The sequence below is a fragment of the Enterobacter cloacae complex sp. 2021EL-01169 genome (genome assembly GCF_020733125.1).
GTDB classification, from domain to species: Bacteria; Pseudomonadota; Gammaproteobacteria; order Enterobacterales; family Enterobacteriaceae; genus Enterobacter; species Enterobacter roggenkampii.
In genome coordinates, this window is record NZ_JAJFTC010000030.1 from 1 (window position 1) to 16,024 (window position 16,024).

Annotated in this window: 18 protein-coding genes; 6 read left to right on the top strand and 12 right to left on the bottom strand. The window is 47.6% G+C overall.

The features are described from left to right. The first annotated feature begins 250 nt into the window (after positions 1 to 250). The 4 genes from LLF79_RS26240 to LLF79_RS26255 all read left to right on the top strand — a co-directional run bounded on the left by LLF79_RS26240 (position 251) and on the right by LLF79_RS26255 (position 1,884). A complete protein-coding gene (locus tag LLF79_RS26240; protein ID WP_000916941.1) occupies positions 251 to 706 on the top strand; it encodes a hypothetical protein in 456 nt (151 codons plus the stop codon). Beyond that, positions 678 to 983, top strand: coding sequence for a hypothetical protein (locus LLF79_RS26245; RefSeq protein ID WP_223152485.1), 306 nt, complete (start codon positions 678 to 680; stop codon positions 981 to 983). Before LLF79_RS26240 ends, LLF79_RS26245 begins: the two co-directional genes overlap by 29 nt. Positions 984 to 1,008: 25 nt before the next feature. Then, positions 1,009 to 1,302, top strand: a complete 294-nt coding sequence (locus LLF79_RS26250) for a hypothetical protein (protein ID WP_001100635.1) — start codon at positions 1,009 to 1,011, stop codon at positions 1,300 to 1,302. 177 nt (positions 1,303 to 1,479) lie between these two features. Further along, on the top strand, positions 1,480 to 1,884 hold the full coding sequence (locus LLF79_RS26255; RefSeq protein ID WP_001287391.1) for an H-NS family nucleoid-associated regulatory protein: 405 nt from the start codon (positions 1,480 to 1,482) through the stop codon (positions 1,882 to 1,884). Positions 1,885 to 2,490: 606 nt separating this feature from the next. Here the strand turns inward: LLF79_RS26255 and LLF79_RS26260 are convergent. From LLF79_RS26260 to LLF79_RS26315, 12 genes are all read right to left on the bottom strand, one after another. After that, entirely contained in the window at positions 2,491 to 3,348 is an 858-nt protein-coding gene (locus LLF79_RS26260) for an HNH endonuclease signature motif containing protein (protein WP_000784387.1), read from the bottom strand. A gap of 15 nt (positions 3,349 to 3,363) precedes the next feature. After that, positions 3,364 to 3,672, bottom strand: a complete 309-nt coding sequence (locus LLF79_RS26265; protein ID WP_001224686.1) for a hypothetical protein — start codon at positions 3,670 to 3,672, stop codon at positions 3,364 to 3,366. A 548-nt stretch (positions 3,673 to 4,220) separates the two neighbouring features. After that, a complete protein-coding gene (locus LLF79_RS26270) occupies positions 4,221 to 4,646 on the bottom strand; it encodes a hypothetical protein (RefSeq protein WP_000278471.1) in 426 nt (141 codons plus the stop codon). A 252-nt stretch (positions 4,647 to 4,898) separates the two neighbouring features. Further along, the gene (locus tag LLF79_RS26275) at positions 4,899 to 5,714 is read right to left on the bottom strand and encodes an HNH endonuclease signature motif containing protein (RefSeq protein ID WP_001641519.1); all 816 of its coding nucleotides are present in this window, start codon (positions 5,712 to 5,714) and stop codon (positions 4,899 to 4,901) included. Positions 5,715 to 5,726: 12 nt separating this feature from the next. After that, the gene (locus LLF79_RS26280) at positions 5,727 to 6,137 is read right to left on the bottom strand and encodes a hypothetical protein (RefSeq protein WP_000985909.1); all 411 of its coding nucleotides are present in this window, start codon (positions 6,135 to 6,137) and stop codon (positions 5,727 to 5,729) included. Between the two features lie 100 nt (positions 6,138 to 6,237). After that, on the bottom strand, positions 6,238 to 6,444 hold the full coding sequence (locus tag LLF79_RS26285) for a hypothetical protein (protein WP_000134171.1): 207 nt from the start codon (positions 6,442 to 6,444) through the stop codon (positions 6,238 to 6,240). A gap of 60 nt (positions 6,445 to 6,504) precedes the next feature. Beyond that, the gene (locus tag LLF79_RS26290) at positions 6,505 to 7,830 is read right to left on the bottom strand and encodes a type II toxin-antitoxin system HipA family toxin (RefSeq protein WP_000088044.1); all 1,326 of its coding nucleotides are present in this window, start codon (positions 7,828 to 7,830) and stop codon (positions 6,505 to 6,507) included. Positions 7,831 to 7,834: 4 nt separating this feature from the next. Next, positions 7,835 to 8,128 carry a helix-turn-helix transcriptional regulator gene (locus LLF79_RS26295; RefSeq protein ID WP_012477377.1) on the bottom strand — a complete coding sequence of 98 codons (294 nt, stop codon included), beginning with the start codon at positions 8,126 to 8,128 and terminating at the stop codon, positions 7,835 to 7,837. 400 nt (positions 8,129 to 8,528) lie between these two features. Next, positions 8,529 to 9,917 carry a hypothetical protein gene (locus LLF79_RS26300; RefSeq protein ID WP_000083579.1) on the bottom strand — a complete coding sequence of 463 codons (1,389 nt, stop codon included), beginning with the start codon at positions 9,915 to 9,917 and terminating at the stop codon, positions 8,529 to 8,531. Positions 9,918 to 9,921: 4 nt separating this feature from the next. Beyond that, on the bottom strand, positions 9,922 to 10,419 hold the full coding sequence (locus tag LLF79_RS26305; protein WP_000340139.1) for a membrane protein: 498 nt from the start codon (positions 10,417 to 10,419) through the stop codon (positions 9,922 to 9,924). A gap of 202 nt (positions 10,420 to 10,621) precedes the next feature. Beyond that, positions 10,622 to 11,278, bottom strand: a complete 657-nt coding sequence (locus LLF79_RS26310; protein ID WP_000462754.1) for a trypsin-like serine protease — start codon at positions 11,276 to 11,278, stop codon at positions 10,622 to 10,624. 658 nt (positions 11,279 to 11,936) lie between these two features. Beyond that, the gene (locus tag LLF79_RS26315) at positions 11,937 to 12,329 is read right to left on the bottom strand and encodes a hypothetical protein (protein WP_000341066.1); all 393 of its coding nucleotides are present in this window, start codon (positions 12,327 to 12,329) and stop codon (positions 11,937 to 11,939) included. A gap of 920 nt (positions 12,330 to 13,249) precedes the next feature. Between LLF79_RS26315 and LLF79_RS26320 the strand changes: the two genes are divergently transcribed. Together LLF79_RS26320 and LLF79_RS26325 are read left to right on the top strand one after the other, a co-directional pair. Next, positions 13,250 to 14,236 carry a hypothetical protein gene (locus LLF79_RS26320; protein ID WP_000211823.1) on the top strand — a complete coding sequence of 329 codons (987 nt, stop codon included), beginning with the start codon at positions 13,250 to 13,252 and terminating at the stop codon, positions 14,234 to 14,236. Further along, entirely contained in the window at positions 14,233 to 15,993 is a 1,761-nt protein-coding gene (locus LLF79_RS26325) for an ATP-dependent helicase (protein ID WP_031942310.1), read from the top strand. The genes LLF79_RS26320 and LLF79_RS26325 overlap by 4 nt, the downstream gene beginning before the upstream one ends. Positions 15,994 to 16,024: the final 31 nt, after the last annotated feature.

The window sequence follows — 16,024 nt, forward strand, 5'->3', positions numbered from 1 at the left end:
TGGAAAAAATAGCCTAAATAGGCTGATTCGATGTGTTTGCGGGAAAAAAATCGGCCCAGATCCGCGAAATTTTAATCAGCGAGTCAGCTTGGGAAGAAATGACCTGCTTATTCGCACCTTCCCTAGAGTGCAATATGGTGTGCCTGAATATAAAACTGGCTCAATACATACTTAAAAGTGGTAGTCGTTAGAACTAGACTGTTAATGATACAATTCTCCTGTTATTTTATTTTTATAAAAGGTCTCAAATATGCTCAAAAACAGATTTTCTTTATTGTGTCTTGCTGTGGCATCGTCACTTACTCTTACTGCTTGCGATGTAGTTGATGCTGCCTATGACGAGACTTTAAATGATAATGCACCCGAAATTGTAATAGCTGGAGGATTCAAAATTGATATCCAAGGTAATGCAGTTCCGGTTGAGGGATATGATAATTGCTCTTTGAATACTCTTCAGGGAAGCGTTGATACGGATAAATCAAATTGTATTGTTCTGGATAGAACACGTAAAAAAGTACCGGTTCTAGTTCATTTGTCATCCGGTCCCGTCAAAGAAGAATGGAAGATCGAGCACCAGGTTGAAAAAACCAAATCCGGCAAAAATTTCATCCAAACTCGTATGATTAGACCTGACGGTAACTTTGTAGTGCCTGCATCCTCAGAACGAGGGATCTTTAGTGGCAAACATTACAGTCAAGCCAGCTAAGTCAAGTCTATCCGTTCAAACAGAAAAAGGTTTCTTAAAAATGACGTTATCCGCTGCATTGCAAGGCACTTTTAAAGAGATGAGGAAAGACAATACAGTAGGCATCACAGTTCAAACTTGTTCAGATATTTTTGACAGCAATGTTCCTCCGGCTTATGTTTTCTGGCTTTATCGTCTCAAAGCGGGAGAAACTTTGCCGCGCGGAAGGTTCTTCAGAAAAAGAAAGCCAATCATCAATGTTATGGCAGTTGTTCATGATGCTGCATTCGAAAAATAACTGCGCTATCAGGAAAGTTACTTTTATGAACGTAATTGCAGCTGGAATTTTTTGCTTTATTTTTTACCCTACAGCTTTCGCTTATGCTTGTTATAAAAAGAGATGGCTAGAGTGGATTTTTCTTACTTTAATTATAATTTTTGCTTCTGCCATTTCGATTCAACAATACAATGAAGCGAATTTTGTAAGTGAGTTAAATTACCCTATGTTTATCTCCGCCATATATGGCCTGTCACTGGCATGGTTTCCTTTTCCGATTGCTTATGTTGTTCTGCGCTTCCTTCTTGATGATTTACAGCATGAGTACCCTAAACAGTGAGCAGATTTTAAGACTCATGAACAACATCGAAAGCACGAAACAGTCTGCACAAGGAAGATAAGGAGTATTCTTAGCAAGATATCTTTGTACCTGAAGACATAAAGCTGGCATCTTTTTCCTTATAGAGTGTATTATGATTAAGTAAATCCTTATCAAAGAATTAGAAAGTGAGGTCGTATGTCTGAAGCACTCAAATCGTTAAACAATATTCGTACTCTTCGCGCCCAGGGCCGCGAGCTGCCTTTAGAAGTACTTGAGGAAATCCTCGAAAAGCTTAATGTCATTGTTGATGAGCGTCGTCAGGAAGAATCATCCAAAGCTGCCGAACTGCAAGCTCGTCAGGAGAAACTTGACGCCCTGCGTAAGTTAATGGAAGAAGATGGTATCAACCCGGAAGAGCTGCTTGGCTCATTCCAGGCCAAATCTACGGCTACCAAGAAAAGCCGTGAACCACGCCCGGCCAAATACTCATTTACTGATGAAAATGGCGAAACAAAAACGTGGACTGGACAGGGCCGTACCCCCAAAGCTCTGGCAGAACAAATTGCAGCCGGTAAAAGTCTTGATGATTTCCTGATCTAACTTTTGCCACCAGTTTTGATAGAGGCCACTTCGGTGGCCTTTTCTCATACGGAATCAATTTCAGGTACAGAACATATGAAAAATTCAGAACCTAAGAGCTGTGATCCCTATGTGGACAGTTTGATTAGAAATGCAGATGCAAAGGAAGCCAGGTCATTTCTCAAAATATTGAAGCCCTTACCATTCCTTATCGTTATCATCGCTGTATTCTTTTTTTGGGTATCGTTTTCCCGTTTATTATCCCAGGTCGCGTAAAACCTTTTTAAAGACTCTTCTTTACCAGATATGCTCCCTCACCGGGATGGTTTCAACCTCTTCAGTTTCCCATATTGGCAAAACCTTCAGGAAATAAGACGATACCCTCCACGCTTTCCATTAAAGCGGGATGACGACGCCCAGTTCTTACGACCAGACTCCACGTTTTCGATTAGGATGCCTTTGGGCCCTTCTAACGAGGCCACCTCAACAACTCGCACTTTCCGGATCAGTCTTGGATCCACTTCTTCCCAGATCTGGCCAACTGTAATATCTTTTTGGGTTTGCATTTAATCTCTCGCTGTCATTTAGTGAACAAGACTAATCCTCGCCGTGGTTCAGCTTATGGCTTTATTTACGCTGACGATCCTTAGCCTTAAATTTTTGCCATCGTATCCGAAGGTTTTCGATGTTAACCGGAACCTGCATGCGTGTCGTCTCTATCTCATTCCCATGCCATTTCAGGAGATCATCATCCAACTCCCGGGCCTCCCGGCTGAAGTAAATTTTCATAGTGTCAGGGTTTATGGCGCAATGGTCATTGTCGAACAGTGTATGGATATCACGGCGAAGTAAAATTCCGTTCGTTACGTCGGGAATGCCTTCTTCATGACGTGGCGTTAAGTGCGCGGCCTCAGTACGCCAGGGGGACCTTACGCCGGTGACAACACATCGCCCGTAGCAATTCAACCTAACATCCCGGGCGAAAGGACCTTGGTCAGGACTGGTGACAGAAGTACATTCCTGGCCCTCTTTGTAGATACGCTTCGGGAAGTCGATAGTGGTTTGAGCTGTTTGGGAAAGTGACACATACGTAACCCCTTTGTATCTCTTTATCCCACCATTAAAAGTGGTAGGAATCGAGCTGGTTATGGCCACCAGTTTCACATCGCCCATTTCGACGATCTTAAGGCTCTTATTAGCGGCTACATGTAACTGGATGAATTTACCTACGTACACATCATGGTTCTCATCTTGTCTTTCAACACACAGAACGACATGGTCGAAGGTTCTCTTGTCAGAGATTACCCAGTTGCCGGTTTTCACACGGCCTGCTTCACTCACCCCTGCGGTAAGATCGGGTATGAGCGTCCCCTGCATGCCGTCAGTTCGAATTGAAAGAATTTCACCCGATAAACCCAGCTCTGCAAGCTCACTAATAAACGGTCTTTTCATCCGGCTTACCGGTTTTGGCTTCGTCATTTTCATCTTTGCTGTAACACCTCAGTACCCCATTGCTCGTTCCTGGCGGGACAGCCGTTCATCAGCAGCCTGAAGACGCTCATCACGCCGCCGTGCTGCCAGAACCCGTCGTTCTGAAAAAGACATAGCCGCTACGTTTGGTACGCTGAGCTTACCGTCACCGGCACAAACGTCACAGCGAACATCAAATGCTCCGGCAAAATACTTTTCACGCATTTCTGGCTCCCACTCAGCCATTTCTGATTGGGTGAATCCATTTTCAAAGGCCGGGTTTTCCATGGTCCCGTGGCCTTCGCACTGGTGACAGATTATGTACTTAAATTTGCGCATGTAACGCTCCTGTATATGATGGATGAACCACTCTCGTTCAGGGTTATGGCGAAATGTTTATCGCCGCAGCGAGAGATTCAGTCTTGCTATCAATATTCCTGAAGGTTGTCCGCCTGATTTCAGGGAAAGCATTCATTCACTGGCCGGTTCTACCTTATTATTCATACAGATTAAAGTAGTTGTGCCTACTACTGCGGTCACCTTCCTTGACAAAGTAAGCAAAGTTTGAAAAATTTAACACCGACGAAAGGCCATACCTTCGTTAGTGTGCGAAAGCCGCTTGCGAGCGACGGAATAGGTGAAAGCTTTAGTCAGGGTTAATTACCCTGTCTGCGGTGATGGGATGGCTCAGGCGTATATCATCACTCCTTCCAAAGTCCGTACACACTCTTTCAGCCTTTGCAGAAATGCAGGGGCTGTTTCATATCAGACAAGCGCAATGAAATTTTCAAATGCTTTCCAGAAATTCAAAGGCCTTAAGCTTTATCTGTATCTTACGGTCCCCGCACGGAAAGTAACTTTCCTGAACAGGAACCGCCTTGCCAGCCTTAACTTTCTAAACGGTTAAAGTTACACCAGGCTGTAAATGGTGAAACAGTTTTTGAAGCCCATGAAACACCGCTGTCGGAAAGATAACTAGCCCCAAGACGTCTAACTTCTTTTTGATGTAGAGCTAATTCTTTCGGATCGGCAATATCTTCCACCACGCTCATCATGGCAATCTGAACTCCGGGAGATGCCATTTTATAAGCTGTCGAGCTTGCAACTGAATTTTTCAGGATTGCCAATCTTTCTTTTTCTGGTCGCCCGTTGTCAGACGTATTCGCGTACGTTGTACCCGCAACTAACAATGGAAGACTGGCGTTGGCACAGAACTGCATAACGCGTTTTTGCTGGAGCTGTAATTCAGTGGCTGCAAATGCTTTACTGCATCCGAGGATCCCGATAATCATCACTAATGCTGTTTTATACATAAAATTGAAACCGTCCTTATTGAACTTTAAATGTTGCGGTTAACACTGTGTGGAGATGTATGGACTGGATAATACCCACATGCCTGCGCCTGCCAGTATACCGGCTCAGGTATTAAACCTAAGAGATCTGGTGCACCGGATTTTACCTTTTCATTTCGGTTTTATCTTGAGCCTGGCTCTTGAGTTTAAATTTAAAGGTATGGCGCATGCAGGTTTCACTGACGGGTTTTCACACATCCCGGCTGTAACCCATCATTGTTCATGAGCCAGGCCCTGGTATCCTGCCCAGCGTACGGCCAGCCGCTCTAAGTCCAGATCGTACACCAGCGGTGTGATTTTACGGCCTTCAAACAGCTCGCCCAGCTCAATGCCTGGCTTAAAATGAACGGTCAGGGTGGCCGGATCTATGCCCATAAGATCGGCATCAAACAGAGCATGCATTGTTGGAGTCATCAGGATGCCATTAGACGGATTGTACCGGGTTCCATGTTCAATGTGTGCCGCATCCAGGACACCGCCATTAACCCAACCGGTTACCGCACAACGGCCCGCGAAATTCTCGATGAGCAGAGCTTTAAATTTACCCTGTGCCACGCCACTACGTTGCGTCACTACGCGCTCGCAGTGCTCACCCTGGATATCTACGTCAGGTTTCCGCTTTGGTTCGCTGGTGGCCGTCTCAGCTTGTTTTAGGGTGGAACGTGGATAGGCCAGGTTATATGCTGCGCCTGTGGTCATTTGCTCGATGACCGCAGGTGCATAACCTTCTGCTTCCAGCTTACGATATGCAGCCCGGTAGTCTCTTTGGGTTTTCAGCGGGTATATCTTTCCGCCTTTACCATCGAAAGCGATAAACCAGAAATCGTCCGTGCCAGTTTCCAGATTTCTGCAACGTTTCAGATGCCATCCGCCTTCTCTCGCCCAGATGGTACGGTTATTTCTGGCATTCGTTTTGTCATAACCGTTCTCGTCAAGCCAGCTATCAAAGCTGGTCAGCCCCAGATCCTGAACCTCCAGAGAAGGCACTCGAATGACCTGCAAGGTATGGCGGGGTCTTGGCTCTCTCATCTTGATCTCTTCCTAGCGCTGGTCTGGGAAATACGGATATTGCGGGCCATATTCATAGTCATGCGGGCCTGGCTCAACTTCCCAGAATGGACGGCCGCTAATTGTCTTTGGACCGCGCTCGTTTACGATGTCTTCTACATCCTGAATATTAAATGGCATCGTTGCCAGTAACAGCTGATCTTCGGGTGTCAGCGTCACAGTTGCACCGTCGATACGGCTGTAAAGGTCGGCAAACTGTTTACCTGCACCGTGCAACCGGTGCTCCGCTACACTTCTGATTGCGTGTAAGTCCAGCTCCGCCGCTTCCATGCGATCCACGTATAGTTTCATTTCTTTACGCAAAGCGCTCAGCTCACGGGCTTTAATAAACCCGCAGGCGTACCCACCCAGGGCGATAACTGCAATGATTGCTAAAATTGCCATTTTTTTCTCTCACGTGATTGCGGCCGTTACTCTAGTCTTAATGTGAAGTCTGGGAATTCGCTGGATGTTAAGTACGTTTTCATCCCCAGACTGACAGATGCTAAGGCGCGATCCCAACACTCCATTTGTAAGTATCAGGCCCATCTTCTCCGCTGGTGGCATCTGCTACAATCTGTGCATAACGTTCTCCAGCAAGTTCTCTTACCATCTGATCCACGACCCATTGCAGATGATGCATTTCATCGGTTCCGCCGTAACGACAAGCCAACTCAATAGCCCGCTCTATTCTTTTTTGTTCTTCAGTCATACTGAATCCTCACGCTTACATCAGCTATTCTGAAAACATGCACACTATAAATTGCGGCTGTCATTTCTCAGCCAGGCGCCTGCATTGCTGCCTCATTCCATCAAAAATACTTTCCGCAAGCTGCTGGGGGAACTGGTCCGGAAGAAGCCCGCTAACACGTTCAATGACACCCGGGGTTCTGGCGATGATTTCCTCTATCATCGCCTCTGTCTGCTGTTTACTCAGGCCGGTTATCTCACCATGCCTGATCCAGTGGCGTCGTTGTATTCGATATATCTGGTAATAGTTGCTACTGCCACGTACGGCCATCGCCAGTTTGCACTTCTGCCAGGATATCTGATTGTTCCCATGACCGATCACCGGCCATGCCGACAACACATCATAGAGTGGTGTAAGGTGATAACGTCCCTGTGGCCCAATAGAAATACTGAAATTTTTAGCGTGGCCATCTGTTGCGGCCATCATCCAGAAAACTATCTGCGTCATAAAAAACTGCGCTTTGTCACGCTCAGCACGGTCTGAATTACTCAGAACTTCCATAATTTCCGATATACCTGGCCCGCCGTCCGCCTGATATTTTCGTAATGGCGAAATGCCCAGGGCCTGACACATATCCTCCTGGGGTAAACGAATGATCCATTGTCCGTTTCCTGACCATTTTCGGTCAAAACGTTCTACCACCAGCGCTTTCTGATCTTCAAAGTGAGCAATCTGCGTTCTTGCCACGGGGAGCCCGTACTGTTCGAGAAGTACCGAGCAGAGCCATTCATTTTCAACCGACGAGCGCATGTCGGCTTTCATGTTCCCCACAAGTCCGAGCGGTAGCTTGAATATATGCGTCGTTGGTGTATTACCCTCCGGCATACACCACCGATCTTCATGCCACAGTAGGGCTGTTTTCTCCTGAGCACCGGCAATAGATAAACGTAAGTCGTCGTTATCTTCTGGCCTGCCCGGTAGCAATGTCTCCGTGGTATTACGCAAAGTTGCCGCAATTTCTGATTCAGTAAGCGGGTGATACTTCACGGAATATAAATCTGTGGGTTCATCTCCGTCATGAAGCAGCTGTATCGCGCCCACGCAGTCTTTTCCCAGCTCCGTCAGAAGATCAAAAGGCTCCAGGCTATCGGCCTTGTAACGCATTGCCAGACGTCTGCGTATGCCTTCGCTGTCCGGGAGTAAATTATCAAAATAGTCACGTACCACATTTCCACGCCAGACCTGGTTCCCGGGAGTAAAAGGAAGGGACAATGACAGCGGCCTTCCCTGTTCGTCTGCACTCCAGTCAGGAAGGTATTGTAAGCTGTCTACCCCTTTACTTTTTTCCCAGTATCCGACTTTGATTCCGTTCATCCAGATTGCCAGACGCTGCTGTTTCCGGCTCATATCGTTACCATTTCTCCTGTCGTGCAGGTGAGTTTGATTTAAGCATTTCTTCCGTCTGCTTCCCCTCTGAAGAGGCGGTTGTCGAGGAGAAGCTGATTTTTACGCCCAGGATAGAAAACACCTTGAATAGCCGTTCAATGCTCGCACTGGCAGGGTTGGCTTCCAGACGTGAGTATGTCTGTTGAGTGACCCCTAACCTTTCGGACAGGTCTTTTTGCGTCAGGCCATTCGCCTTGCGAAAACCAATGAGCAAGGGACGCAACTGGTTGAGCGTGTTTAACGGGTAATCATTATTGATCATAAGCTGGCCTCAGTAGTTCCTCTGATACACCTTGTACGCTGTTTTCTAAACATACACCCTAAAAGCTGTAATATCAAATTAACAGCCTAAAAGCTGTTAAATAGAGAGTACAACCTTTAGGCTGTTACTAAGTGGCAGCATAAATCTTTATGAGGTTTGATATGAGAGAACTATCAATAATAAGCCGTTACGCTCGTACAGCATCCGGTAAGAGAGCTGACAGATCAGGATCATCGGTAAACGAGAAGCGGAGTATCTTATGGCCCTGTTGTGAGCTGTATAAATAACTACGAGCTACTCTCTGCCTCGGGGAGGAGGCAGAGAGAGTATTAAAAGCAAAGGCAGACATTTTTAGCAGCTGGTGGGCTATGGGGTTCCGGAGGTGCTCCGGTGAATGTTACTTGACTGGCAAGTTTCCTGCTCTGATGGTCAATGCCTCGATGCTGTCTATATTGTTCTGAAGCCGTTCCAGTTCTGCCTTTTCAATACCGGCCCAAAGCTTTAAGTGTCGCTGATAAAGGGACCACTTGAGTGAGTGAAAACCATTCCAGGCCAACCCCATCCAGGAGGCGTAATTCGCATTGAGAATATTGCCGGTGATATACATTTTACCTGCGTTAACAGCACTGGAAGTTCCATAACCCAGGGCAAGCATCATCCGGAAGCGTGGATTTAGCCGCAACGGCATGGTATCCAGTAAGGTCTCCCCAAAAGCTCCTTTTCCCAGCGATACCTGTTTCGCCACATAGAAAACCCGCATCAAAACTTCCATTATGCTCATCGGAATACTTGTCACGATAAACTGACGAAAGTCATACCCGTTGACATACATGTACTCTATTTGTTTGCCGAAGTTAGAACTCCCCACAGGGATCCCCTCAAGCATACGAAGTAGCCCCATAAAAGGAGCCGGTAACCCCATGCCACGGTTTCCTTTTGCTGAGGGGGCATTAACATCCGATGCCAGGTGTCCAAACATTCTGGCGATGAGCCTGAAAATATTGGTTTCGTCTGTAACGCCTTTACTGGAAGGATAAACCACGATCTGTCCATTCTGAACCACCGTACAGGTCCCGTTCAGCATATCCTTTATACCGAAAATAATGCCCAGTACGGGATCGTGTGACAAAGCTCTTAAGCGGTGATTTGTGGGAGACAAAACGCCACCGGCCGCACCCACTAAATCGCTGCTGATCGAACTGTCTGGTGCCCCTATAGGGAACAAATCTGAGAGTTTTGTACTCAGGTCCTCCGGCAAAATGGCATTGAAGGCTTTCTGCACCTGTTTATTGAAAATACCATCCACTTCTGCCGTAAAGCTCACCGTAGGTTTTGGCGGGGCTCTGACGCAAAGTAAATCCAGCATGGATGCTATGAGCCCGCATCCGCAGGCAATAGCATAATCCCAGGCGTCGAGTGCGTAGCGATCATTAAATTCTTTAATATGATTCTGGATCCGGGCATCTACAACAGCCAAGTCATCCGTGGAGAGTATTGTGGCCAGTCCAATATCACCGCATACACGCTGGTTAGCCTCGCTATATATAGTCTTGAGACCAGTAGAATGCATGGCAGTATCTGAAGGGGTCATTTCTCGCAGATGATGTTCTTTAAGCGCCAGATGCTCCGCTTCATCAAGTTCAGTGCCGCTGATTAGCCCGGTCAACTGTGCCTTAAGGCTCTCTATATCACTGTTAATTGTCTCGTGAGCGTTCGCGATATCCTGACCACGGAGCTGAATATAACGGATGGCCCTGAACTCATCATCATAAGGAGACTGACTCATGTGTTTACCTCACCGCGACCAGGCTACCTTTTGGAGCTTTCTTAGTAAGCATGTCGATTGTTGCCTTGATGCCAGCAATTTCTGCCTTAAAATATTCCGCATTCGACATCAACCTTTCCTGAACTTCGTAGAGCTTTTGGATGGCCTGACTAAGGGCGGCTGTCAGTTTCGCATTTTTTTTGTGTTTCACTATCGCGTACCCGCCAATCCCTAACACAGCTACAGGTGCGGCCAATACCGCAATGCCTGCAACCATACCGCCACCGACGATAGACCCTGCTGTAGCGAGCCCGGAGGTTATGCCTGCTGCTGACACTCCCGTTGTACCAAGCGTATAGAGAGCACCGAAGGAAGCCGCTGCGCCTACGCCTGACCCCGCCAAAGCTGCTGCGCCCTCAGTAATACCCGGGAACTTATTTTCAAGCGCCTGAAGAGCACTTGTAACTTCATCCATTGCCTTCTTGCGAATTTTTTCGAGCTCTTCAGTTTCGGTAGCGTCCATTACAGGCCTCGTATTCATAACTTGCTGTGTGATAGGTGAAAAAGAGCACCATAAAAGTGATGAAGAAATCATGACTTACTATTGTGGCACTTTCGAGTTCATGTTTGTCAGTTTCAATGCTGTTGCTGTTAGTAAGGGCAGACGCCATATCGGGCAGACCCAAAATAACTATCGTGCCAGCGTCATTTTGGAACTGACTTTGCTAAAAATCAGTAGCGGACTGAACAGACATGTGTGGATTTGAATCTGGGCAGGTTCCAGACATTATTCCAACCAGACTTCCAATGACAAAATGCTCGTCATTCTCGGAGACGACATAGGGTCCACCAGAGCAACCATCGGTGTTGAAATGTGCTATTACAAAGCGAGTTGTGAGATGTTGGGGAGAATGATTTGAGCAATTTAAAGGCCAAATGCCTGAAACTTCACCAGGGAATGTCGAAATTGTTGTCTCATTCATTGGATATCCGACACCCAATGTACCCATGCCAGCTGCGGGAGCCAGGACCTTAAAGTAACTACTTACAGGCTGTTGTATTCCAGCTGGTAATACGATTTCTGCACTGTCAACAAACGGAATGCCGTCTTTAAAGTCTGCCCTGTCATTAGCCTCATTGAGAATGAAATCGACTAGAACAGGCTCTTCGTTCACCAGTCCTTGATGGTTAAGAAATTTGACGTAAAGTTTAAGTGTATTGCTGACGGGATAAATTTTTCCAAGAGCATTGGTAACAACATGGGCTGCGGTGAGAATCTTTTGCTGCTGACCATTATCGAAACCAAACGCAGTTGCTTCGAGATGGCTACTAAAATGAGGATCATTGCTTACATAGATTTTACAAACGTAGTTTTCAAACATTATTTCCTCCTTTTGCCGGTACCTAATCAGTTACACGGCTGCATGTTATAAACAACTAAACTCGCTTCCTGATATTTGAGTTTGTATGTTTTGCCAGGCACCAGCTCACCTCTGAAACACGGTTAGTCTCCTCCATGACATGGTTATGGCGATGGTCAGAAACTGTTATCGACGAAAGGCTGGAATTCCTTTAATGGCATTATCCATTTCAAGTCGTATGTCCTGAACGGGAGCGTATATTTTTATGATTCCAGATCTTAACCCTGAAACATTCCCCGTATCAAAACTGACCCGTTACAGATAAGTCACCACCGGTGCTGTCGATTAATTTAGTGAATTGCATGTCCTCATCCCATAAAGGGTAGGGCCTACCCCCGGCATCGAGCAAACCTGACCACCCTGCCCTTATTAAGACCCCACATGCGGCAATGGTGCCCTGTCCACGCCGCCCGCGAACTTTGAGGAAATGGGGAGAAAATAAAAAGAAAACAAAAAGTTATCGGCTGAAGTACCGGCGCAGATCGGGAATCAGGCGAAGCCTGACAGCACGTTAGGGCCTGGCAGGGGGCTTGAGGGATGAGGACATGCAATTGTGATAACCTTCCCGCCACGGGGTCGGTTAAATTCGTATCCTGCCGGTGCAATTCCAACGGCCGCGTTACCAGTTCGCCGGGTAGCATGGCCAGCAAAGCCAGGCATCGAGCACCCGGGTTTCACTGACGGCCGCTGCATAGACGCCGGTATCCGGGAAGAAATAAACCGGGGTGGCGTTGTTCAGCTGGTCGCCTTCATCGGCCAGAGCGCCGATCACCTCATGAGGCTTAAGCAGCATATCCGTTAAATATTCATCCGGGTGGATGGCATTCAGCGATATGGCCATCTCCAGAAATTCATCCAGGGTATGGCGGGTACGATACCCCCGGAAAACCTCGTATGAAGGCGTGACGCATTCACCATCCAGGGAACAGGCATCGTAACCGGCCAGCTGCTCTTCGGTGAGTCCGGAGGCATGCTTTGCCACAAGATTCGTAAATTGCTCTTTATCGTCCATCACAATCCTTACGCTGTAGGGGCCTGTTTGTGTTATCACTGCTTCCGGTTTTTACTTCGCACAACCCGGCAGGTATCCGGTCGCCCGGGCGTCCTTTGCGGTCTTGTTCGCCCTTCGCCTGAATTACGTCAAATCCCTTTCACTACCCGGCCGCAGGGTGACACCTCCCCTTTTCTCCGGAAGCGAAAGAGGAAGAACAGTTTAACAGCCCGGATCCTCAATAATTTTCGCGTAACGGACTAAATAACCGGTTTATGCAGCTTCTGATAACCACAGACCGCGATAGAATAAAACGTCTGGTGAGGAACCGGAGTGTTATGTAAGCGGGGGGTTTAACTGGGTATCTGTGTAGTCCTATTTAGCCAGATATCCCGAATAAAAACCTCAACGATTAGGTAAACGAAATGGATGGATTCTGGTCGATGTTCTGTTTGTTTGTCGTGGTAGTTTCACTGCATAAAGCCCTTTCTGTAGCAGCAGCACGAGCAGACGCAGCAAAATTAAATATGCTTCTCAGAATGAGAAAGTTTAAAAAGTAGCTTTCAAGACATCTGAGAATTCTTTTAAATCCTCAGAGGAAGTTATATGTTTAGGCTATTTGCAAACTAAGGTTGGAATTCCATCATTCTAGCCTTAGATCTTTGATCAAGTGAAGTTGCTCACTTGGTTGGATTTTACCGTTTCCTGACGGCTTTTCAGAAGCGAGGGCTGGTTGGAATGCCTTCCAGCTAGAAGTCTTGCAGATGCTCTCCGGGCATTAACTCATTGTCGAATCTGCACCAGTATCACTAGGTTGTTGAGCGGGCGATTAGCTTTTTCACTGAGCCGCTGTACACTCGACTGCTTCAAGAAGCACTACTTACCATTTGCCTGCCGTAAGGTCTGTTCTTAGCTGGATTTTTTTGGGAGGATACGCAGTCATGACAACTCAATCCAGCTCAATACAATACGCTTACGCGCTAGACGGCGAGGGCACCCTCACGCACATTGGCGCTGCCCTGCGCTCACATACTTACACCTGCCCAGGTTGTAAGAGCCCCCTGACCCCGGTAATGGGCGAGTTCAACGCTAAGCACTTTCGCCATTCGGAAGAATGCTGTGCCCTTGAAACCTATCTTCACAAGTGCGGCAAAGAAGCATTCTTCTATCGCTACCAACAAGCTCTCAGCCGTGAAATGCCTATTAGCCTTGAGCTGGAGCGCCGGGTTGCCTGTAATGGTTCTCGTTTAGCCTTGGTTAGAGACGAAGCACGTCAGTGCGTAAAATCCGTGCCTGCACGCTACAACTTGACTCAATTTTTCGATCAGGCAGAGCTGGAAAAACACGATAAGGTCACAGGGCTGCGACCAGACGTGATGTTGTATGATACGACTGGCGAAAGGCGTTGCTACGTAGAGATTTGTGTCACACACCCCTGCTCTCAAGACAAGATCGAAGCCGGTATCCCGATTCTTGAGTTTAAGGTCCAATCTGCCTCTGATATTCAGATGTTGCTTACCGGGGCCTACTCGATCAAGGAGAAGATCCTGAGAGTATTCAACTGGCTTCCCCCGTTTCAATCTGTGGACACCTGTAGCGGCGTCTGCTCAGTAGGTAACGTGGATATGTCTGTCTGGAGTTTAAGTGGTTCCGGCCGACTCAACGAACAAACGATGCCGCTCGCTGAAGTGGATTTAACAATCAATTCTGACGTGAACACATGGCCTAGATCGTTAGGGGCCGCTGAGCTGGCTGATAACTTACGAGCTTTTATCCGTCACGCCGATCCTCATTCACTATTTCCCAACTGCATTATGTGCGAGCAAGCAGGCCGATGGGAGGATGGCTATCTGCAATGTCACAGTAAGGCAAAGATCGTTCCCTACACCGAGGCCCGTCAGTGCGCCAATTACAAGGTTAAGGCATGACCAAAAGACTGACTTGGGAGCAGAAAAGTATTGTCAGCCATGACACCGGACATGCGTTGGTAAAAGCCGTACCTGGTAGCGGGAAAACAACCACACTTGTAAAGCGCGTTGAGCGGCTGGTCAAGACGGGAACTGATCCTCGCTCCATTCTGATCCTGATGTACAACAAGTCGGCGCAGGTGAGCTTCACGGAGAACTTGAAGACGGCACTGATGTCGAGCGTGATTCCAGAAATCCGCACGTTCCACAGCTTGGCCTTAAAGATTGTTGGTTACGGAGAACGCCAACAGATAATCAAGAAGAAAGACCTCATTACTCCAAGCGACTACCGCTATGAGCAACTGGTAAAGCAAGCCTACCGCTATGGCTTTGACCATGAGGCGAATTATATTGACCCCAATGAAATTGAAAACTTCGAGCTGTTTATTGCTCGCTGCCGGGCGGCGGCCGTAACTCCTGTTGATGCTGCCAATGATCCAACGTTCAGCAACATCAAACGGGAGTTTATTCACGCCTATGGCCGCTATTGTGAGCTGCTGGAGGAAAACAGTCTGCGAACCTTTGATGACTGTTTGATTGAGGCTGTCGCACTGTTGCGTAATGACAGCAGCCTTGGTGCCCACTTCAAGCACATCATTGTTGATGAATATCAGGACGTTAACCTGATACAGCATGACATGACCCGCTTGCTATCTAAGTCGGATACGTCGGTTATGGCTGTTGGTGATGTTAACCAGTGTATTTATGAGTGGCGTGGTGCTCGACCAGACTTTATCGGCGGACTGTTTGAAAGGCACTACCCGAATACGAAGGTGTTTCAACTGTCATGCACGTTCAGATTTGGCCATGAGCTTTCCTTGATGGCTAACTCGGTAATTCGGCGCAACTCTACAAAGCTGACCAAGCTTTGTGTCAGTCATCCTAGCACCCCCAAAACAGAGGTCAGATTGCACTTTGATAACTGCCTATCCAAGGTGCTATCAAACCTCTCGGTGAGCAGTGGAACACAAGCCATATTGTCCCGCACTAAGGCGAACCTTGCTGAGGCGGAAATTGCTTTACGCCTGTGTGGGCTACCTTATCGCTACCTCAATGGTTCAAGCGCATTACACACCCGCACCGAAATCGGGATACTGGTAGTTGGCGTCTTGCTGTCTGTGTACGGCGATCTGCGGCTACTGGAAAACCATCCCAACAAACAAGCGATTGTTTACGGCTTTCTGAAGGAGGCTGGTTTTAGATGGCAGAAAGGGCAATTCAAAGCGGCGCTCAGTGGATTGATGGCTCCGCACGCCGACCTATGGTCTGCTCTAGGTCAGTTATTCGAGGGCGCACAATACCAAAAAGATCGGCTGGGCAGGCTCGCCACTATCTGCCAGAAAGACGGAGAGGAAACGCCTGCTATCGATGTGTTACGACGCCTGAGTATGGAGGGTTTCATTGATAGTGTTGGCTCTGAGGGTGTAACTCGCACTGGATCGAACGACCAGCAACGAGGGGTCGTGAGGATCGGGGAGCTACTTGACTCCAGTAAGATCGATTCCCGCACGTTTTTAAACCTTATCTTGAATCCAGGCGAGGCTGCTACTGACTGCGATCCCTTCATCCTTTCCACACTGCATGGTTCCAAGGGGCTGGAGTGGGATAACGTAATACTGATCGGGGTCGTCTCAGAAAACGGAATCTATGGTCACTCCCGTTTTTGCAACACCGATTTTGACGACAAGTTGGCTTGCTTGAATCTATCCGGCGTCTGAATGGGATTTTATTCCCGCGCCTTGATGAGTT